The organism is Pseudomonas sp. GD04158 (assembly GCF_029834875.1).
Lineage (GTDB): Bacteria > Pseudomonadota > Gammaproteobacteria > Pseudomonadales > Pseudomonadaceae > Aquipseudomonas > Aquipseudomonas hydrolytica.
On sequence record NZ_JAODYT010000003.1, the window covers coordinates 48,835 to 69,602 of the forward strand.

At 63.8% G+C, this 20,768-nt stretch carries 23 protein-coding genes; 6 read left to right on the top strand and 17 right to left on the bottom strand.

The window, feature by feature from the left end; translation table 11 throughout:
- Positions 1 to 11: 11 nt before the first annotated feature.
- The 10 genes from N7333_RS02150 to N7333_RS02195 all read right to left on the bottom strand — a co-directional run bounded on the left by N7333_RS02150 (position 12) and on the right by N7333_RS02195 (position 8,974).
- Positions 12 to 1,091 (bottom strand): flagellar basal body P-ring protein FlgI, encoded by a 1,080-nt coding sequence (locus N7333_RS02150; protein ID WP_036987504.1) that lies wholly within the window; start codon positions 1,089 to 1,091, stop codon positions 12 to 14.
- Positions 1,092 to 1,354: 263 nt separating this feature from the next.
- A complete protein-coding gene (gene flgH / locus N7333_RS02155) occupies positions 1,355 to 2,077 on the bottom strand; it encodes a flagellar basal body L-ring protein FlgH (protein WP_003247068.1) in 723 nt (240 codons plus the stop codon).
- 39 nt (positions 2,078 to 2,116) lie between these two features.
- On the bottom strand, positions 2,117 to 2,902 hold the full coding sequence (gene flgG / locus N7333_RS02160) for a flagellar basal-body rod protein FlgG (protein ID WP_003247067.1): 786 nt from the start codon (positions 2,900 to 2,902) through the stop codon (positions 2,117 to 2,119).
- 46 nt (positions 2,903 to 2,948) lie between these two features.
- Positions 2,949 to 3,689, bottom strand: coding sequence for a flagellar basal body rod protein FlgF (locus N7333_RS02165; protein ID WP_129482175.1), 741 nt, complete (start codon positions 3,687 to 3,689; stop codon positions 2,949 to 2,951).
- Between the two features lie 254 nt (positions 3,690 to 3,943).
- Positions 3,944 to 5,260: a flagellar hook protein FlgE gene (gene flgE / locus N7333_RS02170; protein WP_012019040.1), complete on the bottom strand. Its 1,317-nt coding sequence runs from the start codon at positions 5,258 to 5,260 to the stop codon at positions 3,944 to 3,946.
- 36 nt (positions 5,261 to 5,296) lie between these two features.
- Positions 5,297 to 5,962 carry a flagellar hook assembly protein FlgD gene (gene flgD, locus N7333_RS02175; protein WP_012019041.1) on the bottom strand — a complete coding sequence of 222 codons (666 nt, stop codon included), beginning with the start codon at positions 5,960 to 5,962 and terminating at the stop codon, positions 5,297 to 5,299.
- 21 nt (positions 5,963 to 5,983) lie between these two features.
- Positions 5,984 to 6,427 carry a flagellar basal body rod protein FlgC gene (gene flgC / locus N7333_RS02180; RefSeq protein WP_003247063.1) on the bottom strand — a complete coding sequence of 148 codons (444 nt, stop codon included), beginning with the start codon at positions 6,425 to 6,427 and terminating at the stop codon, positions 5,984 to 5,986.
- Positions 6,428 to 6,438: 11 nt separating this feature from the next.
- The gene (flgB, locus tag N7333_RS02185) at positions 6,439 to 6,846 is read right to left on the bottom strand and encodes a flagellar basal body rod protein FlgB (protein ID WP_003247062.1); all 408 of its coding nucleotides are present in this window, start codon (positions 6,844 to 6,846) and stop codon (positions 6,439 to 6,441) included.
- Positions 6,847 to 7,168: 322 nt separating this feature from the next.
- Positions 7,169 to 7,996: a protein-glutamate O-methyltransferase CheR gene (cheR, locus tag N7333_RS02190; protein ID WP_041772905.1), complete on the bottom strand. Its 828-nt coding sequence runs from the start codon at positions 7,994 to 7,996 to the stop codon at positions 7,169 to 7,171.
- Between the two features lie 45 nt (positions 7,997 to 8,041).
- A complete protein-coding gene (locus N7333_RS02195; RefSeq protein WP_003247060.1) occupies positions 8,042 to 8,974 on the bottom strand; it encodes a chemotaxis protein CheV in 933 nt (310 codons plus the stop codon).
- Between the two features lie 155 nt (positions 8,975 to 9,129).
- Between N7333_RS02195 and flgA the strand changes: the two genes are divergently transcribed.
- From flgA to N7333_RS02215, 4 genes are all read left to right on the top strand, one after another.
- The gene (gene flgA / locus N7333_RS02200) at positions 9,130 to 9,810 is read left to right on the top strand and encodes a flagellar basal body P-ring formation chaperone FlgA (protein WP_252576787.1); all 681 of its coding nucleotides are present in this window, start codon (positions 9,130 to 9,132) and stop codon (positions 9,808 to 9,810) included.
- Positions 9,811 to 9,943: 133 nt separating this feature from the next.
- Entirely contained in the window at positions 9,944 to 10,279 is a 336-nt protein-coding gene (gene flgM / locus N7333_RS02205; protein WP_003247058.1) for a flagellar biosynthesis anti-sigma factor FlgM, read from the top strand.
- A 50-nt stretch (positions 10,280 to 10,329) separates the two neighbouring features.
- Positions 10,330 to 10,797 (top strand): flagellar protein FlgN, encoded by a 468-nt coding sequence (locus tag N7333_RS02210; protein WP_279858329.1) that lies wholly within the window; start codon positions 10,330 to 10,332, stop codon positions 10,795 to 10,797.
- A gap of 94 nt (positions 10,798 to 10,891) precedes the next feature.
- The gene (locus N7333_RS02215) at positions 10,892 to 11,641 is read left to right on the top strand and encodes a flagellar brake protein (RefSeq protein WP_012019046.1); all 750 of its coding nucleotides are present in this window, start codon (positions 10,892 to 10,894) and stop codon (positions 11,639 to 11,641) included.
- 6 nt (positions 11,642 to 11,647) lie between these two features.
- Here N7333_RS02215 and N7333_RS02220 read toward each other — a convergent pair whose 3' ends face one another.
- Both N7333_RS02220 and N7333_RS02225 read right to left on the bottom strand, forming a co-directional pair.
- Positions 11,648 to 12,958 carry an MFS transporter gene (locus N7333_RS02220; RefSeq protein WP_129482172.1) on the bottom strand — a complete coding sequence of 437 codons (1,311 nt, stop codon included), beginning with the start codon at positions 12,956 to 12,958 and terminating at the stop codon, positions 11,648 to 11,650.
- A gap of 60 nt (positions 12,959 to 13,018) precedes the next feature.
- Positions 13,019 to 14,260: a glutamine synthetase family protein gene (locus N7333_RS02225; protein ID WP_177491092.1), complete on the bottom strand. Its 1,242-nt coding sequence runs from the start codon at positions 14,258 to 14,260 to the stop codon at positions 13,019 to 13,021.
- Between the two features lie 381 nt (positions 14,261 to 14,641).
- On the opposite strand from N7333_RS02225, the gene sstT reads away from it, so the two are divergent.
- Both sstT and N7333_RS02235 read left to right on the top strand, forming a co-directional pair.
- Positions 14,642 to 15,865 (top strand): serine/threonine transporter SstT, encoded by a 1,224-nt coding sequence (sstT, locus tag N7333_RS02230; protein WP_012019048.1) that lies wholly within the window; start codon positions 14,642 to 14,644, stop codon positions 15,863 to 15,865.
- 157 nt (positions 15,866 to 16,022) lie between these two features.
- Entirely contained in the window at positions 16,023 to 16,790 is a 768-nt protein-coding gene (locus N7333_RS02235) for an ATP-binding cassette domain-containing protein (protein WP_096826193.1), read from the top strand.
- A gap of 10 nt (positions 16,791 to 16,800) precedes the next feature.
- On the opposite strand, the gene fhuF is transcribed toward N7333_RS02235, so the two are convergent.
- The 5 genes from fhuF to N7333_RS02260 form a co-directional block, all read right to left on the bottom strand.
- Entirely contained in the window at positions 16,801 to 17,544 is a 744-nt protein-coding gene (gene fhuF / locus N7333_RS02240; RefSeq protein WP_129482170.1) for a siderophore-iron reductase FhuF, read from the bottom strand.
- Between the two features lie 21 nt (positions 17,545 to 17,565).
- Complete coding sequence (locus N7333_RS02245; RefSeq protein ID WP_279858331.1) at positions 17,566 to 18,552, bottom strand: GNAT family N-acetyltransferase; 987 nt, start codon at positions 18,550 to 18,552, stop codon at positions 17,566 to 17,568.
- Positions 18,549 to 19,478 (bottom strand): TauD/TfdA family dioxygenase, encoded by a 930-nt coding sequence (locus N7333_RS02250; RefSeq protein ID WP_279858385.1) that lies wholly within the window; start codon positions 19,476 to 19,478, stop codon positions 18,549 to 18,551. Before N7333_RS02250 ends, N7333_RS02245 begins: the two co-directional genes overlap by 4 nt.
- An 82-nt stretch (positions 19,479 to 19,560) precedes the next feature.
- Positions 19,561 to 19,761: an MbtH family NRPS accessory protein gene (locus N7333_RS02255; protein WP_003247048.1), complete on the bottom strand. Its 201-nt coding sequence runs from the start codon at positions 19,759 to 19,761 to the stop codon at positions 19,561 to 19,563.
- 88 nt (positions 19,762 to 19,849) lie between these two features.
- Entirely contained in the window at positions 19,850 to 20,761 is a 912-nt protein-coding gene (locus N7333_RS02260) for an iron-siderophore ABC transporter substrate-binding protein (protein WP_279858387.1), read from the bottom strand.
- Positions 20,762 to 20,768: the final 7 nt, after the last annotated feature.

Here is a 20,768-nt window from a genome sequence, read left to right on the forward strand (position 1 = left end):
GGCGCTCCTCGTCAGATCACGATGAGGTCAGCCTGCAGGGCGCCGGCTTGCTTGAGCGCCTCCAGGATGGCCATCAGGTCGGAAGGCGCGGCGCCCACCTGGTTAACCGCACGGACAATCTCGTCCAGGCTGGTACCGGGGCCGAACTTGAACATCGGCTTGGTTTCTTCCTCGGCGCCGACGCGCGAGCGCGGTACCACCGCGGTCTGCCCACCGGAGAATGCCTCGGGCTGGCTGACGATGGGATCTTCGGTGATGGTCACGGTCAGGCTGCCATGGGTCACGGCTGCCGGCTGCACGCGCACGTTCTGGCCGATGACGATGGTGCCGGTGCGCGAGTTGATGATGACCTTGGCCACCGCCTGACCGGCCTGCACCTCGAGGTTTTCCAGGATCGACAGGTAGTCGACGCGCTGATTCGGATCGAGCGGCGCGCTGACGCGAATCGAGCCGCCGTCGATGGCCTGGGCCACGCCCGGGCCGAGCAGATCGTTGATCTGATCGACGATGTTCTTTGCCGTGGTGAAGTCGGGACGGTTGAGGTTGAGCGTCAGGTAGTTGCCCTGATCGAAGCCGCTCGGCACCGGACGTTCGACAGTGGCCCCGCCAGGAATGCGCCCGGCGGATGGCACGTTGACGGTGATGCGCGAGCCGTCGGCACCACTGGCGTCGAAACCACCGACCACCAGGTTGCCCTGGGCGATGGCGTAGACGTTGCCGTCGATGCCCTTGAGCGGCGTCATCAGCAGGCTGCCGCCGCGCAGGCTCTTGGCGTTACCGATGGAGGAAATGGTGATGTCGATGGTCTGCCCGGGCTTGGCGAACGCCGGCAGCTCGGCATGCACCGATACCGCGGCGACGTTCTTCAGCTGCACGTTGCCACCCGGCGGCACCTTGATGCCGAACTGCGCCAGCATGTTGTTGAAGGTCTGCACGGTAAATGGCGTCTGCGTGGTCTGGTCGCCACTGCCGTTGAGGCCGACGACCAGGCCGTAACCGATCAGCTGGTTGCTGCGCACGCCCTGGATCGAGGCCAGGTCCTTGAGGCGCTCGGCCTGGGTCGGCAGGCTGAGCAGCAGGCACGCCAGCATGGTGGCCAGCAGCAGCCAGTCGTTGGCGCCACGCCGACGATAACCGCGATGAGCGGCAGCGAACTGCCGGCGGCAGGACACGCTCTGCTCCGACTGCGCCTTGCGCAGCGGGCGCAAGGCCTGCTGCCGCGGGCGAGTCGGAGCCGGCGCGAAGGCATCGCGCACGGAGTGACCGGCGACGATACGCGAGTAGCACTGCGCCAGGAGATTGGCCGCCGAAGCGGGGGTCTGAGCCAGCCAGGATTTCATCGATGCACCCTCACTCAGAACGGCCACATGGGGCTGAGGAAGAAGCGGCTCAACCAACCCGGCTGGCTGGCATCGGCGAAGGCACCGGTGCCGGAATAGGTGATGCGCGCATCGGCCACCCGGGTGGACGCCACGGTGTTGTCGGTGGAAATGTCATCAGCACGCACCAGCCCGGAAATACGCACCAGCTCGTCGCCGGTATTGAGGGTCATCCACTTCTCGCCGCGCACGGCGAGGATGCCGTTGGGCAATACCTCGGCGACGGTGACGGTGATCGAACCGGACAAGCTGTTGCTCTGCCCCGCCTGGCCGGAACCGCTGGCTTCGCGCTGAGCGTTCCAGTTGGCCTCCAGGCTCAGGTTGGGGTTGTTCATGCCCAGCGCGCCGAGGCTGCGCAGCGGGTTGTCCGGCGTTACCGCCATGCCGAACAGGTTGGGCGCGCCGATGGCACCCGAACTGTCCTTCTGGATGTTGCTGTTGGCGTTCTTGCTGGCCTGGGTACGCTCGTTGAGGGTGATGGTGATGATGTCACCGACACGGAACGCCTTGCGGTCGTCGTACAGACCATTCTCGAAGCCGGCCTGGTAGATCGAGCCGTTGTTCTGCGCAGCCGGCAGCGGCGTGCGCGGCAGCACCGGCGCGTAATAAGGGTCGTCCGGCTTGGCTGTCGGCGCCACGCAGCCAGTGCTGAGCAGCAGGCCAGCCAACAGGGGGAAACAGAAAACTTGCCGGTTCATAACCACTACCTCGCGGCGTTCACAACAGAGTCAAAAGGATCAGAGGTTCTGCGTCACGAAGGACAGCATCTGATCGGCGGTGGAAATCACCTTGGAGTTCATTTCATAGGCGCGTTGGGTGGTGATCATGTTCACCAGTTCTTCCACCACGCTGACGTTGGAGTTTTCCAGGGTGTTCTGCAGGGTGGTGCCGAGGCCATTGAGGCCCGGGTTGCCCACCTGCGGCGCGCCGCTGGAACCGGTCTCCAGGAACAGGTTGTTGCCGATGGCTTCAAGGCCGGCCGGGTTGACGAAGTCGGCCAGCTGGATGTTGCCGATGATCTGCGGCTGCGGATTGCCAGCGGTGGTCACCGAGACGGTGCCGTCCTCGCCGACGGTGAAGGTGCGCACCTCGTTCGGCAGCACGATGGCCGGCTCCAGGGCGAACCCCTGGGAGGTCACGATCTGGCCGTCGGAGTTGAGGTGGAAGCTGCCGTCGCGGGTATAGGAGACGGTGCCGTCCGGCTGCAGGATCTGGAAGAAGCCGCGGCCATTGATCGCCATGTCCAGCGGCTGCTCGGTGGTCTGCAGACTGCCGGCGGTGAAGATCTTCTGCGTGCCGACCACGCGTACACCGGTACCCAGCTGCAGGCCGGACGGCAGTTCGCTGTCCTGGCTGGACTGGCCACCCGGCTGGCGACGGATCTGATACAGCAGATCCTCGAACTCAGCGCGATCGCGCTTGAAGCCGGTGGTCGCGACGTTGGCCAGGTTGTTGGAAATGGTGGTCAGGTTCATGTCCTGGGCGGACAGACCGGTCTTGCTGACCCACAGTGCCGGAAGCATATCGATTCTCCTCGGGTGCCGGTTTTACGGCGCCGCGTGCTGGTAATTAGCTAATTTGCAAAACCCGCGCCATGGCCGAGGCGTTGTCTTCGGCGGTGCGCATCATCTTTACCGACAGCTCGAACTGGCGGGACAGGGAAAGGATGGCGGTCATTTCTTCCACGGCGTTGACGTTGCTCGCCTCGAGGAAGCCCGAAGTCACCTGCACCGTGGCATCGGCCTCCACCTCGGGCTGGCCCTTGACCCGGATCAGGCCGTCGGCGCCCTTCTCCAGGCTCTTCGGATCCGGGTTGACCAGCTTGATGCGGTCCACCTCGGCCAGCACGTTGGGGTTCTCACCCAGGGCGCGAATGCTGATGGTGCCGTCCTGGCCGATCTCCACCTTCTGCTCCGGCGGCACGGCAATCGGCCCGGCATTGCCCATGACCGGCAAGCCATTGCCGGTGCGCAGCACGCCGAGCGCATCGATGTTCAGGCTGGCGGTACGCACATAGGCTTCGCTGCCGTCGGGCGCCTGCACCGCGATCCAACCTTTGCCGCCGATGGCAACGTCCAGATCGCGGCCGGTTTCCTGCAGCGAACCGGCACGAAAATCGGTGCCCGGCCGCTCGCTCATGGCAAATACCCGCGCCGGATAGCTTTCGCCGAACAGCGGCATGGAACGCGCCTGCTCGAAGTCGCGGCGAAAGCCCGAGGTGGAAACGTTGGCCAGGTTGTTGGCATGCGCACGCAGAGCGAGTGTGTTGTTCTGCGCTCCGGTCATGGAGACGTACAGCATCTTGTCCATGGTGATTCTCCGAGTGGGCGACGGGCCCTTGGCTCTTTGCAAGCAATACAGCAAGCGCCGTGCCAGCCTCTAAAAATCACTACAAGCTACTGATTTAAAAGTGCTTTTTATTAAATCGAGAAAACAGCGGAGACCCTGGCGGCGAGGTTTTGCCGGCTCCGCAACGGCAAAGCGGCAAGCCTGGCTTGCCGCTTTGCCGCCGTCGGCGAACCCGCCTCACATCCGCAGCGCGCAGGATGTGCAGCGTGCCCTCATCAACGCAGGTTGATGATGGTCTGGGTGATGGCGCTTTCGGTTTCGATGGTCTTGGCGTTGGCCTGGTAGTTGCGCTGGGCCACGATCAGGTTCACCAGCTGATCGGAAAGCTCGACGTTGGAGTCCTCCAGAGCACCGGCCTGCAGCGCACCCAGGGTACCGGCGCGAGGTGTGCCGACTACCGGCTCGCCGGACTGGAAGGACTGCACCCAGGCGGTCTTGCCCACCGGAGTGAGACCCTGCACGTTGGCGAAGTTGGCCAGCACCACCTGGCCCTGCACCTTGGACTGGCCATTGGTGTAGCGCGCGAAGATCACCCCGGTATCGTCGATTTCCAGCCCCGCCAGCTGGCCAGTGGTATAGCCATCCTGACTGACCCGGTTGACCGCGAAGGAGCTGGCGAACTGGGTGGACTGGCGCACATCGATGGTGATCCCGGCCGCGTTGGCCGCGGCCCCGTTCGGGCTCCATACCGGCGGTACCGAGTTGTCCGGCGCGGCCGGTACCCAGGTGCTCAGGCTGATGGTGCCGTCAGCGGCCACGGTGAAGCCGGTGGGGGTGGAGCCAACCAACGCCGGGATATCCAGCTGACCGGCAGTGGTGAACTGCAGATCGACACTCGAAGGAGTCGTCAGCGTCGGATCATCCGGGTTTCGCCCATCGATCAGCACGTTCATGGTCCAGGTGTTGGGCCCGGTCTTGACGAAGTACTGGGTGAACACGTGGGAGTTGCCCTGCGTGTCATAGATGTTGGTCGAGGTCGACGAATTGTACGAAGTCGGATCGGTCGGATCGAACGGTACGGTAGTCGGCACCACGTTGTTGGAGTTGAGGTTGAAGGTCTGGGCCAGGTTGGCGGTGGCGCGCGGCTCCTGGTTCGCGGTCTGGATGCGCAGGTCGCTGACCACACCGTTCTGCAGGTTGCCATTGGCATCGACCGTATAGCCCTGCAGGCGATAACCGAAGTTGTTCACCATGAAGCCTTCGCGGTCGGTACCGAAGTAGCCGGCACGGGTGTAGCTGATCTCGCCGTTGTTGCTGGTGACGAAGAAGCCGTTGCCGTTGATCGCCAGGTCCAGCGCGTTCTGCGTGTAGTTGATGTTGCCCTGGTTGAACAGTTGCGAAATGTCGCCCAGCAGCACACCGCTGCCCTGCGGGTTGGAACCCGTGCCCAGCACGGACGCGGCATAGACATCGGCGAACTCGGCACGCGACTGTTTGAAACCTGCAGTACCGGCGTTGGCGATGTTGTTGCCGGTGACATTGAGATCCTTGGTGGCGGCGCGCAGACCACTGAGACCAATATTGAACGACATGGAAAACTCCTTTGCCGGAACTGCCGGCGGCAATAGTTATTGGCCGATGACTTGCACTTGCGAAAGCGGAACACTGCCCAGCCCCGCCAGGTTGAGCATCAATTCGCTGCCACCCAACGTGACGCTGTCGACGTTGGCCGGCAACAGGGTGTAAAGCGCTTTGGTCTCGGTACCGTAGGTGGCCTGAGCCTCGAACTTGTAGGTGCCCGGCGGCATCAGATTGCCGCTGGAGTCCTTGCCGTCCCAGATGAAGCTGACGTTGCCGGCGGCCTGCTCGCCCAGGTTGATACGCGTCACCACCGAGCCGGCGCTGTCATAGACGTTCACATAAACGTTGCCGCTGCTCACCGGCAGCACGGCGCTGGCCTTGAAGCTCTCGCTGGTATCGACCACCGCCCTCTCGGTCGGCACGATCACCTTGCGCCCCACCAGCGAAGAGGCCTGCAACGCCTGCGACGACTGATAGGAGGAAAGCATCGACTCCATGCTTTTGTTGAGCTTCTCGATCCCTTCCAGGCTGCTGAACTGCGCCAGCTGGGCGATGAACTCGCCGTTGCCCTGGGGCTCCAGCGGGTTCTGGTTGTTCAACTGCGCCACCAGCAGGTTGAGGAACTCGTTCTTGCCGAGGTCCTTGTTCTGCCGGGTGTTCTGTTTCATCTCGTACTGATCGAGTACCGAACTCGTGCCGCTTACCGTGCTCATCACCTGTCTCCCTTCAAAGCATTACTGACCCAGGGTCAGCACGCGCTGCAGCATCTGTTTGGCGGTATTCATCATTTCCACGTTGGTCTGGAAGGCGCGACTGGCGGAAATCATGTCGGCCATTTCCTCGACCACGTTGACGTTCGGGTAGTAGACGTAGCCGTCGGCATTGGCCATCGGATGATCCGGCTCGTAACGCGGCATCAGGCTGCTCTGATCCTCGACCACGCCGAGCACCTGGACGCCACGCCCGGCTTCGTCCTGCTCGGCGAACAGCGAACCGCGGTCGCCGCCTTGCGCCTGCTGGAACACGGTGGCGAACACCGGATGACGGGCGCGGTAGGTCTGATCGATGCTCGAGGAAACGGTCTCGGCGTTGGCGATGTTGCTGGAAATGGTGTTCAGGCGAGTGCTCTGGGCGCTCATGCCGGTTCCGGCGATGTTGAAAACACTGGCTAGAGACATGATCGCGCTCCTTATTCGCCGCGCAGGGCGTTGGTCAGCCCTTTGAACTTGCTGTTGAGAAAGGTGAAGCTCGCCTGGAAGTGCACCGAGTTCTCGGCGTAATTGGCTTGCTCGATCTGCAGATCGACCGTGTTCTGATCCAGCGAAGCGTGGAACGGCGTGCGGTAAGGCAGCTCGGCCTGCCCCATGGCAACGCCCTCGGCGGCAATGTGGCGGCCATCGGTACGTGCCAGGGCGACGTTGCCGCGCTGCTGCTTGGCATTCTGCTCGGCCAGCACGCTGGCGAAATCCAGGTCACGCGCCTTGTAATTGGGCGTATCGGCGTTGGCGATGTTGTTGGCCAACACCTCGGCGCGCTGCGCACGAAAGCCGAGTGCCTGTTCGTGGATACCTAGGGCCTTGCCGAAGTTGATGCTCATGTTCTGCAACCTTTGCCGCTTGGGCTGTCTGGTCTTTCCTGCCAGACATTCAGCAAAGGCTGTGCCAATTTAATTTATTCTTTATTTTCAACGACTTACGAATAAATCAATTGCCAACCGAGCGGCAAGCGGCAAGCGCTTTCCGCTTTCCCCCCACGAGCGGCAACGCCACTTTGCCGCCTTGCCGCCCGTAGGGTGCGCCGCGCGCACCAGCGGAAATCGCATAACCATTGGTGCGCACGGCACACCCTATCCGGCGCAACGCAAACGAAAACGGGAGACCCTGAGGCCTCCCGCTTGTCGCCGATCATGGCACGTGCCGCTATTTGGCCTTGTAGATGATCCCTGGGCTGCACTGCACCATCTGGTACTTCTCGGGCAGGCCATTGAGCGCCTCGGATGCCCCGAGAAACAGATACCCGCCCGGCTTGAGGGTGGCGTGGATGCGCGTGAGGATGTCCTTCTTCACCTCGGCAGAGAAGTAGATAAGCACGTTGCGGCAGAACACGATGTCGAACTTGCCCAGGGCCGCGTAGCTGTCCAGCAGGTTGAGCGGCCGGAATTCCACCCGACTCTTGATCGGCGCCTTGACCTGCCAACGCCCCGGGCCCTTGGGGTCGAAGTAGCGCTGCAGGCGCTCCTGCGACAGGCCTCGGCCCATGGCCAGGCTGTCGTATTCACCGGATTTGCAGTTACTCAGCATCGAGGGCGACAGATCGGTAGCAACGATCTGCACCCCGGCCTTGAGCTGGCCGAGGTTGGTGCGCTCGAACTCGTCGATGGACATCGACAGGGAGTAAGGCTCCTGCCCGGAGGAACAGGCGGCGGACCAGATGCGCAAGCGCTGCGACGGGTAGGCCTTGATCAGCTCCGGCAGCACGCGGTTCTTCAGCACTTCGAACGGATAGGTGTCACGAAACCACAGGGTCTCGTTGGTGGTCATGGCGTCCACGACCTGCTCGCGCAAGCCCCCGCGCGGCTGGCTTTGCATACGCTGCACCAACTCTCCCAGGGTCTTGATGCCGTTCTGTTCCATCAGCTTGTTCAGCCGGCTGGAGACCAGGTACTGCTTATTGCTGCCAAGCAGAATACCGCAGGCCTTTTCCAGGAAAGTCCGGAACTGCTCGAAATCCAAATTACCTGAAGACACTAATGCAGCCTCACCAACCATAACGTTTGCCAAAGGTCACGCCCCTCAGCCCCCATCCACCACACGAATGCGATCAACCACGCGCGCCGCCAAGTCATCCGGCTTGAACTTGGCGAGAAAGTCATCGGCACCGACCTTCTTCACCATCGCCTGGTTGAATACCCCCGAGAGCGAAGTATGCAGGAGGATATGCAGCTTCTGCATGCGCGAATCGCTGCGAATCTCCGTAGTCAGGGTGTAGCCATCCATTTCCGGCATTTCGATGTCGGAAATCAGCATGAGCAGTTCCTTGTCGGGGTCGCGCCCTTCATCGGCCATCTTCTTGAGGTAGTTGAGCGCTTCACGACCGTCGTTCAATGCAGTGACTTCCACCCCCACAGTCTGCAGACAACGAGACACCTGCTTACGTGCCACCGACGAGTCGTCGACGATCAGCACATGCTTGGTCACCGCCTGGCTCTGCACCTGGTCGTCGATCACACCGGCGGAGATCACCTCGGAGGTGGGCGCCACCTCGGCAAGGATCTTCTCCACGTCGATGATCTCGACCAGTTGCTGATCGAGCCGCGTCACCGCAGTCAGGTAGTGATCACGGCCGGTGCCCTTGGGTGGCGGATGGATCTCTTCCCAGTTCATGTTGACGATGCGCTCCACGGAACGCACCAGAAAGCCCTGAACCTTGGTGTTGTACTCAGTGATGATGACGAAGCTGGTCTTGAGGTCCTCCAGCGCCGCCCGCCCGGTGGCGATGGACAGATCGAGAATCGGAATGGTGCCGCCACGGATATTGGCCACGCCGCGTACCACCGGACTGGATTTCGGCATGATGGTGAGGTTGGGGCACTGCAGCACCTCCTTCACCTTGAATACGTTGATGCCGTAAAGCTGTGGGCCTTCCAGGCGAAATAGCAGCAACTCCAAGCGGTTCTGTCCCACCAGCTGGGTGCGCTGGTTAACCGAATCCATCAACCCGGCCATGCCCGGACTCCTTATCTTCTGGTAGCGCCTACCCGTAGCAGCTTAGCAGGCGGCACGGGGCTTGCTTTGTATTAGTCATGAAGCCAAGAACGTCATCATTCCGTCAGATACTGGCAAAGTGCCTTGCCCCTTTGTCCGTTTTACTCGCTTTGCCGATGCTCGGCTACAGCGGTACGGCGGCGGCGACTTTCACCAGTACTGACGAACTTATCGGCGCCACCGAGTCCTTTCTTGAGGAGGCGGTCGTCGATTATCTACAGCGTAGCGAAATCCAGGGCCGCCATGAGATTCGCGTGAACCGACTCGACCCGCGGCTGCGTCTGGCCCTGTGCGACGAGCCGCTGACCACCACGCTGGAAAGCCCGGCGCAGCCCCTGGGCCGGGTGACCACGCGCGTGCGCTGCAACGGCAGCGCTCCCTGGACGGTGTTCGTGCCGGCAGAAGTGCGCCTGTATCGCCAGGTAGCGGTGCTGACCCGCCCGCTCAAGCGCCTGAGCGTAGTCAAAGCCTCCGATCTGAGCATGGTCGAGCGTGACGTGGGCCAGCTTGCCCAGGGCTACCTGACGGATCCGACGCAGGCCATAGGCAAGAAATTGACGCGACAGCTGAATAGCGACCAGATCATCACCCCCGCCCACCTGCAGGTCGCAGAGGTGGTTCGCCGCGGCGACCAGGTGGTGATCAGCGCCAGCGGCGGCACGGTCAACGTACGTATGCCCGGCGAAGCCCTGACCGAAGGGGCTCCCGGCCAGCAGATCAATGTGCGCAACCTGCGTTCGCAACGGGTGATACGCGCACGAGTAGTGGGCCCCGGTCAGGTGGAAGTCGCCATGTAGGCATGTTTCTTGTAACGTATCGCCTTGGCGATCTCCTACACTGCATTCCGTGGCGCGAAAAAAATCCTAAAGTTTTCTCGGCAAGGGCCGAAAAGCTTGGCAAGCGTCCAACAATCGTCCGAGGTTTTGCATCATGGTCATCGACTTCAACCGGCTGAACAATGCCAATACGCCCGCCAATGCGGGGCGTACCGGCGCCACTCAGACTGGCAATCGCAACGAGGCGGCGCAGCCGACCAAGGCGCCTGTCACCGGTAGCGATGAACAAACCACCGCCAAGAGCGGCGAATCCGTGCAACTGAGCCGTGAGGCCCAGCAGTTACAGAAAATCGGCGAGAAGCTGCGTGACCAGCCGATCGTCGACAAAGAGCGCGTGGCCCAGCTGAAGCAGGCCATCGCCGACGGCAGCTACCAGGTCGACAGCAAGCGCGTCGCCCAGAAGCTGCTCGATTTCGAATCCCAGCGCTAGTCTCCGGGCTGCGCTGGGGGTGTTGGACGCCCGACCCCCAAGAGCCCGCCATGCACGACACAGCCCTGCTTGACCTGTTCACCACCGATATCGGCACCGCCGAGCAGTTGCTCGAGCTGATCGACACCGAATTCCAGGCCCTGACCGAGCGCGATCTTCCGCGTCTGGAAAGCCTGCTCAACGACAAACAACCCCTTCTCGCCCTGCTCCAGCAACATGCTGGCGAGCGCAGCCGCGTGCTGCAGAACGCCGGCCTGAATGCCGACCGAGACGGCCTCAAGGCGCTGGCAGCGGGCTCTGCCCTGGGCGAGCAGCTGCTGGCCCGTAGCGAGGAGCTGTCCAACCTGCTGCAGCGTTGCCAGGAGGCCAATCTGCGTAACGGCCGTCTGATTCGCGCCAACCAGGCTTCGGTCGGCAGCGTTCTCGGCATCCTGCGCGGCGGGGAGACGCCCGGCCTCTATGACAGCCGCGGCAGCGCCGCTAGAATCGCGCAGCAAAGGCCACTCAGCCAGGCCTGAGAACAGCCGCAAAAACAAGAAAGCACAGGGACATGCAGGCACTTAGCCAGTATGCTAGTGCCGTTGTAGTCTATGACTCGGAGAGTTCCGAACTGTGTCCAGCGCGTTCAACGACGAGAGCGGCCCCCAGCCGCCCAAGGTGCTCAAGACATCCGTCGAGATCATTGCCACCTTGCGTCAATTGCAACAGAACCATGATCCCCTCGTTATCCAATTCAAGGATCGTGGCCAGCGTTTTCAAAGCTACCTCGTCGAAATCGATAAAGACCGTGCGCGATTGGCACTGGACGAAATCATCCCCACCGACGGCGAACGCTTCTTCAAGCAGGGCGAAACCTTCAACGTCGAGGCCTACCGCGATGGCGTGCGAGTGGCCTGGACCTGCGAGCACGACGTGCAACTGGGCGAGTTCGAAGGCGCGCCGTGCTACTGGGCTCCGCTCCCCTCGGAAGTGATCTATCACCAGCGCCGCAGCGCCTTTCGCGCACCGCTCAAGCAGAGCGACTTGGTCAAGGTGGTGCTGGCTGGCGACAAGCTGCGCGAACCGCTGCAAGGTCATCTGCTGGATATTTCGGCCACCGGCTGCAAGCTGCGCTTTCCCGGCAACCTCAGCCAGCAGCTGAGCAACGGTCAGGTGCACGAACGACTCACCGCTCACCTGCCCTTCGGCGCGATGACCTGCGCGGTGGAACTGCGCCACGTGCAGTACGAAGAGAAGATCGACATGACCTTCGTCGGCACCCGCTTCTACCGCATCAACGGCCTGGAGCAACGCCAGGTCGAACGCTTCGTCTACCAGCTGCAGCGCGAGGCGCGCCGCACGGAGAGCGACGGCCTGTTCTGACAGCCCCTACTGACCTGCTCGCGGCGCCTCGGCATCCTCCTGGGCCGCAGCCGCGGCGGGCTCGTGCATCTGCTCATGCACCGTCTGCTCATCCACCCGGGGATCGAGCGCAGCCACCAGAGGCGAGCTGGCGACGTTGCCCGGCATGGCCATGTGGTGCAGCGGCGCATCCTCTACCTGATGCAGATGGGTGACCACTTCGGGCCGGATGCGCCACACCAGGATCAGCGCACAGACGCAGACGAACACGTAGAGCATGTTGGCGCCGTAGAAGCGCATCAGCACTCCTGCCAGCAGCGGCCCGACACAGGCTCCTACGCCAAAGGTCACCAGCAACATGGCGGTCAACGACACGCGCCGCTCCGGCTCGACGTGATCGTTGGCCAGAGCCACCGCCAGCGGATACAGGCTGAACTGCATCAGGCTGACCAGAAAGCCGATACCGATCAGCAAGCCGAGGAAGACTTCCGGCAGTACCGCCAGGGGCAACGCGGCCAGCAGCAGCAATACCGCACAACCGCGAATCAGGCGCACCCGGTCCTGCCGATCCGATAGCCAACCCAACGGCCACTGCACCAGCAGTCCCGCCAGAATGCAGCTGCCCATGAACAGACCGACCTGTTCGGTGGAAAGGCCCATGCGGGTGGCATAAAGCGGCGCCAAGCCGTAGAAGGAACCGATAAGCAACCCGGCCACGGCGATGGTGGTCAGCGACAACGGCACCCGGCTAAGGAAGAACCTCAGCTCCAGCGGCGCGGGGTGCAGGGGCGCCGGATGCAGTCGGCGGGTCAGCGCCACCGGCACCAGACACAGGGCGAAGCACAGGGCGACCAGCATCAGCAGCTCCAGGCCCAGGGTCGGATGCACCACCAGGGTCAGCTGGCCGAGAATCAGCCCCAGGTAGGAGGCCGCCATGTAACCGCTGAACACCAGGCCGCGCTGCCGCGCTTCGGCCTGCTCGTTGAGCCAGCTCTCGATCACCATGTACTGGCACATCATGCCCAGGCCCACCAGCATGCGCAGGAACAACCAGAACGGCAGCCACTCCACCAGGCCATGCCCCAGTACCGCCGCGGTAACCACCCCGGCGCAGGCGACATAGGCACGAATATGGCCGACCCGACCGATCAGCCGGTGCCCGAGCTTGCCGCCCAGCACCAGGCCGAAGTAATTGGCCGCCATCAGCGCACCGACCCACAGGCCGTCCACCGTATCGGCCAGGCGCAGCGCCAGGTAGGTGCTGAGCAGGCCGGAGCCGAGCAGCATCAGCAAGGTTGCGAAGTACAGCGAGCGGAACGACTTCCAGATAAGGCGCATGTGCGGGTAGAGCTCCTTGTACACGGCGCGAGCGGGTAGCTCGCACCGGGCGCGATGGTGTCAGGCCTGTGCGGCCAGCACGCGACGCTCCCAGGGGGTGATTTCGTCGTAGAAGCTGGTGAGCTCCATGGTCTTGCTGGCGATATATCCTTCGATGAACTCCGCACCGAACAGTTCGACCGCCAGTTCGCTGCGTTTCAGACGCTCGATGGCGGCATGCATGGTACAGGGTAGCGTCAATTGCTCGGGCACCTCGAACTCACCCTGGATCGGCGCGCTCGGCTGCAGCTCGTGCTCCAGTCCGTGCAGTCCTGCCGCCAGGCTGGCGGCCAGGGCCAGATAGGGGTTGGCGTCAGCGCCCGGCAGGCGGTTCTCCACCCGTCGTGCGGCAGGTGCACTGGCCGGAATACGCAGGCCGGCGGCGCGATTGTCAGCCGACCAGCAGGCGTTGTTCGGCGATGCGTAGGGATGGCACAGACGCTGATAGGAATTCACGTGCGGCGCGAACAGCAGAGTGAAGTCCGCCAGCGCCGCCTGCTGGCCGCCGATGAAATGGTGAAAGGCGGGCGTCGCCTCGCCGTCCTCGGCGCTGAAGATATTGCGACCACTGCCCTGCTCCACCACGCTCTGGTGGATGTGCATCGAGCTGCCCGGGGTGTGCGCCAGAGGTTTGGCCATGCACACCACGGCAAGGCCATGCTTGAGCCCCACCTCTTTCAGCAGGTGCTTGAACAGAAAGGTCTGATCGGCCAGCTGCAGCGCGTCACCGTGCAGCAGATTGATCTCGAACTGGCTGACGCCCATCTCGTGCATGAAGGTGTCGCGTGGCAGGCCGAGCGCCGCCATGCAGCGATAGACCTCGGCGAAGAAGGGCCGCAGGCCATTGCCCGAACTGACGCTGAAGGCCGAGCCGCCGTCTTCGCGGCGGCGATCCAGGCCGACCGGCGGCTGGAACGGCTGCTGCGGATCGGCATTCGGCGCAAACACGAAGAACTCCAGTTCGGTGGCCACCACCGGCTGCCAGCCGTGCTGCGCATAACGGGCCAGCACGCGCTTGAGCAGCGCCCGAGTGGACAGGCCGGAGCTGCGGCCATCCAGTTCCTCGGCGTCGCAGATCGCCAGGGCGCGCGGCGGCTCGCTCCAGGGCAGACGGTGGATCTGCTCCGGCGCCGCGACCAGCGCCAGATCACCGTCATCGCTGCCATAGAAACGCGCCGGCGGATAGCCGCCCATGATGCACTGCAGCAACACGCCGCGCGCCAGCTGCAAACGGCGCCCCTCGAGAAAACCCGCTGCGGTCATCACCTTGCCGCGCGGCACGCCATTGAGGTCAGGGGTCACGCAGTCGATTTCATCGATGCCACGCAGGAGGGTTTCCAATGCATGGCGGCTGGCGGTGCTCATGTGAGGCTGTCCTTGTATGACCCGAGAGCCGCTTCGGCGCGGCGAGACGTACAAAATACGCACCGGATGTTCGATATTTCAAGCAGGGCGCGCTTGCCGATATGCGACACCGGCTTGCACCCTGTCGCCCTGATGGCAGCGCCTGGCTCGATGCGTCAGGCGACTGTGCTAGAGTCGCGCGCTATTTTTTCCGCCAGCCTGTGACAGGGCTGGCCGGAAGTCCTCTCGCCCAGAGCGCAGCACGCCGTGTAAAGCGCCCCGCAACCAGAGACTCGACTGATGTCACAAGCCCTCCACCCTGCCCTGCAGCTGCTCAACCGCACCAGCCTGGTGATGCAGATCTTCATCGGCCTGCTGGCCGGTATCGCCCTTGCCCTGATCGCCCCACAGGCGGCGCTGTCGGTCGGCTTCGTCGGCAACGTGTTCGTCTCGGCCCTGAAGGCCGTGGCGCCGGTGCTGGTGTTCATCCTGGTGATGTCGTCCATCGCCAACCATCAGCACGGCCAGCAGACCCATATCCGCCCGATCCTGCTGATGTACCTGATCGGCACCTTCAGCGCCGCGCTGGTGGCGGTGGTTGCCAGCTTCGCCTTCCCGTCGTCGCTGGTGCTGAGCAGCCAGGCCGCCGAACTGACGCCCCCCGGCGGCATCGGCGAGGTGCTCAAGACCCTGCTGCTGAACATCGTCGACAACCCGGTCAACGCCCTGCTGCGCGGCAACTTCATCGGCATCCTGGCCTGGGCCATCGGCCTCGGCTTCGCCTTCCGCCACGCCAGCCCCGGCAGCAAGCAGCTGCTGGGCGATCTGGCCAACGGCGTGACCGCCATCGTCAAGCTGGTGATCCGCCTGGCGCCGCTGGGCATCTTCGGCCTGGTCGCCGCGACCCTGGCCGAGTCCGGCTTCGATGCCCTGCTCGGTTACCTGCACCTGCTGGTGGTGCTGGTCGGCTGCATGCTGCTGGTGGCCCTGGTGATCAACCCGGCGCTGGTGTACTGGAAGCTGCGCCGCAACCCCTACCCGCTGGTGCTGACCTGCCTGCGCGAGAGCGGCATCACCGCCTTCTTCACCCGCAGCTCGGCCGCCAACATCCCGGTCAACCTGCAGCTGTGCCAGCGCCTGGGCCTGCATGAGGAAACCTATTCGATCTCCATCCCGCTGGGCGCCACCATCAACATGGCCGGCGCGGCGATCACCATCACCGTGCTGACCATGGCCGCGGTGCATACCCTGGGCATCGCCGTCGACCTGCCCACCGCCCTGCTGCTGAGCGTGCTGGCCTCGATCAGCGCCTGCGGCGCCTCGGGCGTGGCCGGCGGCTCGCTGCTGCTGATCCCGCTGGCCTGCAGCCTGTTCGGCATCCCCAACGAGGTGGCCATGCAGGTGGTGGCCATCGGCTTCATCATCGGCATCGTGCAGGACTCGGCGGAAACCGCGCTGAACTCCTCCACCGACGCCCTGTTCACCGCTGCCGCGTGCATGGCGGAAGAGCAGCGTCAGGCCTGAACCTCCAGGGCTCGTCCCTCAGGCGAGCCCGCCATCCGCCAAGTGGTGCGCACGGCGCACCCTACGGATCGGGGACGCGACAGGACGCCACAAAATTGATAACGATTAGCGTTTGAATTAGATTGACGCCCTTCGCAACCCCACCGCGGACGGCTTCATGTTCGAATTGCAAAGCGTCAGTTTCAGCATTCCTGAACGCACCCTGCTGCATCCCCTGAACCTGCACATCGATGCCGGACGCATGGTCGGCCTGATCGGCCACAACGGTTCAGGCAAGTCCACCCTGATCAAACTGCTTGCCCGCCAGCAGTCGCCCAGCGGCGGCCATATCCTGCTCGACGGCAAACCGCTGCAGGCCTGGGGTCAGCGCGACTTCGCTCGGCAGGTGGCCTATCTGCCTCAGCAACTGCCGCAGACCGAAGGCCTGAGCGTACGCGAGCTGGTGGGCTTCGGCCGGTATCCCTGGCACGGCGCCCTTGGCCGCCTGGGCAGCGAAGACCGCGCGCACATCGAGCGCGCCATGGACCTGACCGACACCGGCATGTTTGCCGATCGCCTGGTCGACCAGCTCTCTGGCGGCGAGCGCCAGCGCGTCTGGCTGGCCATGCTGCTGGCGCAGAACACCCGCTACCTGCTGCTCGACGAACCCACCTCGGCGCTGGACATCGCCCACCAGGTGGAAGTCCTCTCACGGGTTCACGACCTCAGTCGCGAGCTGGGCCTCGGCGTGCTGGTGGTGCTGCACGACATCAACATGGCCGCGCGCTACTGCGACCACCTGCTGGCCCTGCACAGCGGTCGCCTGCTGGCACAGGGCAGCCCGGCCGAGCTGATGCACGGCGAAACCCTGGAGCGCATCTACGGCGTGCCCATGGGGGTGATGGCCAATCCGGTGGACGGCTCGCCGATCAGCTACCTGCACTGACCGGCACGCCTCAGGACGCCGAAGCGGACGCCTGCGCCGGGGGCTCGTCGAGCAGCGGGCAGTTCTCGCACAGTTCCAGTTCGGGCAGCAGATAACGAATGCAGCACACTCGCCGTTGCCGCCACGGCAGTGCAGCGCCCTGCAGCTCGACATAACGCACCGGCTGATACAGCGGGTTACGTCGCCCGTCAGGCTGCTGGGCCGCCTGCAGGAGGCTGAAACCGTCGGCCAGCAGTGGCGCCGGCAGTACCTTGCCCAGCGCCGTCAGAATCCACTCGAAATAGTTGCCGGCATTGCTCCAGAGCACCTTGGGCGCGATCTTCACCTGCGCGGTGAAGGCCTGGATCAGGGGCTGCAAGTGGTCATGCTGGAGATGGGCAAAACGCTCGAACGGATCGCCCGGAGCGAACGGCTGCCCCGCATCGCGCAGCTTGAACGCCTGTGGCAAGTGTTCCTCGTCGAGCACCACCTGGATGTCATCGAGGTTTAGCGGCAGGCGTCGGTTCAGCACCAGCGCGGCGGCCACCACTGGCGGGATCAGGCGCACGAAATAGTGCTTCGACCACTGCGACAGCAGCGCACGGCGGTCGCCGCCGGTGTACGACTCGCCGAAGCGCGCCAGCAGCACCGGCAGCCCCTCGTCGCTGAGCAGTTCGCGCAGCGGCACCGAGGGCCGTGGATCATCGTGCAGCACCAGGGTGTCCCGATAAGAGGAGAAGTCGCCAATGAACAGCGGCGCCAGTGCCTCAATCACCCCGAACGATTCCCGATGCGTTCAACACAGTACCCCGCTATCAAAAAATCGCTCGCGACCGATGGCCATCAGCGCCGCGCGCTTGTGAGGGAAATCGAACTCCTTTTCCCGGTAGTAACCCAGCGTTTGCATATAGCCGATCATCTTCGCGTTGTCGGCGCGCGGTTCGGCTACCACCAGGCGGGTGCGCGGATCGTCGAGAAAGGCGTAATGGGTCAGCGCCGCCAGCCAGCTGGCCACCTTGTGCGGCCCGCGATGCGCCTGCTCACCCACCAGCATGTGAATGCCGCGATCATAGTCGTCGGCGACATAGAAAGGCGCGATGCGGTCTTCCTTGGCCCAGTAGAGCTCGAAGTAGGCGAAGGGCTGATCGTCGAAGCAGCCGATCAGACTGCAGACATGCGGATCGGCAGCGATGGTCTCGAGATAGCTGCGGTGCTGGACCAGATCGCCACCCTCATGCCAGAAATGCAGAACGCGCGGCGTGTTCTGCCAGCGATTGAAGCGCTCCAGGTCCTGTTCGATGTCCAGCGTACGCAGGGATATCCAGGCGCCCAGGCGCGCATCGAAGCGCCGGTAGACCTCGCCCTGGGGCTTGGCGCGGCGCCGCGGATGACGCTTGCCGTCGCTCATCACCATTTGCTGCGGATAAGGCGGCAATGCCTGGCGCAGCCAGGGCTGCGGCAACTGCCAGAACAGGCTGCGCTCGACCTGCGCGCTGGTCGTGCCGGCATCGTCGCGCAGCCAGTCACCACAAGCCTGCAGCGCCTGCTGATCCAGCCCCTGCCAGACCAGACGTGGCGCCTGCGGATAAGCGGCGAGCCACCAGTAGCTGGCGCACCACAGCGCATCGGCCAGATCGGCCGTGGCCACTTCCTGCACCTGCACGGCGTTGGTTTCACAAATGCGCAGCTGTATCAGCGGCCGACCGTCGCAGGACAGCCAGATCGCAGAGTCGCGAGACTCGCCTTGCAGCACGCGCCCGTCAGGCAGCGGCAATGCATTCATTGGAAGCCCTCCTGGCCGTAGGCCTCGGCCATCGCCACCACCACCTTGCGCGGCCCCTTGAAGGGATCGCGGGCATGGGCCGTGAGCATGTTGTCGAGCATCAGAATATCGCCGTCGCGCCAGGGGAAGCGAATGGTGCAGGCGTCCAGCACGCCACGCACCTCATCCAGCAGACTCGCCTCGATGGGCGTACCGTCGCCGAAGTAGACATTACGCGGCAGCCCCTCAAGACCGACCGCATCGATCAGCACCTCCTGGGTATCGGCATCCAGGGCCGACAGATGGAACAGGTGCGCCTGGTTGAACCAGACCCAGTCACCGGTACGCGGATGCTGGGCGACGCCCTGGCAAAGCTGGCGCGTACGCAGCTCGTCATCGCCGAGCCATTCGAAGTCGATACGTCGCGCGCGGCAGTATTGCTCGACCAGCTGGCGATCCTCGGTGTTGAACACCTGTTGCCAGGGCAGATCCAGACCATTGCCGTAATTGCGCACGTAAAGCAGGCCGCGCTCGGCGAAGCGCTGGCGGATGGCCGGATCGATGCGCCGGAACACCTCGCGGCTGTCAGCAATCGGCGTCTCGCCGCCCTGCTCGGCTGCCTGGGCGCAATAGAACCAGATGCGCAGCGGCCATTCGGTGGTATAGGCCTGCTCGTTATGCAGCGGAATCGGGCGATGGGCGGGAAATTCGGTGGAGGTATATACCCCGCCTGCACTGACCCGGCTACGCGGCGTGGAGCCGAACTCATAACTCAGCAGCGGATGGCCGAAGGACGCGGCAAACTGCTGGAAGCTGGCCACATCGACATCGGCGAAGCCACTGAACAGCAGGCCACCGCTCAACTCCAGATGCTCGGCCACCAGCTGCTGCAGGGCCGGCAGATGGGCATGCAGGCCCTGCCCGGGCTGTAGCGGGCTGACGCGCATGGGCAGGCCGGTTTCGATACTCAGGGCGGCCTGCGCCAGATCGGTCACTTGATTCATCGTCGCGCTCCCCGCAGGTCGCTGTTCACGCCATGGCCTGGCGCAGGCTCAGCGGGCGCATGTCGGTCCAGACCTCTTCGATGTGGGCCAGGCAGGTGGCCTTGTCGCCGGACACGCCCACGGCCGACCAACCTTCGGGAATGGCCTTGTATTCGGGCCAGATGGAATACTGCTGCTCATGATTGATCACGACCAGAAAGCGCGCGTTTTCGTTGTCGAAGCTCATGCGATGACCTCTGTGAAAGTGACTTGCCCCTGGCCGGTAGCGATAGCCGCCAGGCTCCTCTTAAAGGACGAATGGCTAAGAGCAAAATTCAACGATTCATCGCCTCGATCGCCTCGCGCACCTGGGTCGCGATAGCAGCCGTCGAACGCGGGCCACCAAAGGTCCAGTACGGCGTGGGAAGAAAGGCGTAACGCTGCTGCTGGGCGACTGGCAGCGCCTTCCACAGGGGGCTGGCGAAGAACGGCGCCCGCTCCTGCCCACCGATGAACAGCACGCGCAGCCCCGGCTCGCTGGCGACGCTGCGCATATCGATGCGCCGGTGCAGGCTGTGGGTGGAGCGCAGCGTCCAGGGCGAGCGTACCTCCAGGCGATTCATCAGGCTGCCGATCAGCGTCTGCTGGTTGAGGGCGATGAAACTGCCCTGCTGCACCAGCGGATACAGCACGGCCACCGGCTCACCCTGCAGGTCTCGTTCAAGGATGGACTGACGCGCAGCTTCCAGCGCCTGCTGACCTTCGCGGATTACGGCAGCGGCCTGCGCCTGGCGCCCGGTCAGACGCCCCAGATGCGCCAGCATGGCCTCGCCGATGGCCACGCCGTCATAGCCTGCCGATGCCAGAGACACCTGATAGATGAGGGTCGGTGCCAGGCCATCGAGACGCTCGAACAACGGCAGGTGCAGGTAGGCCACACCCACGATCAGGTCCGGCTCGAGCCGGGCGATGGCCTCCAGATTGGGCTGCTGCGCGCTGCCCAATGCCACACTACGCTCGAGCAGGTCGTTGCCGATACCGATGTAACGGCGATAGCTGGCCAGGTTGGCCACGCCGACCGGCTCGATCCCCAGCGACACCAGCAGCTCGGTACTCAGCTCATCGAGGCTGACGATCCGCTGCGGCGCCTCTCCAACGCCGGCCGACTGCCGGGCCACCAGTTGTGCATCGATCGCCCAGGCGCCCTGCGCCAGACAGACCAGCAGCAGGCAACAGACAAGACGCATCGCCACC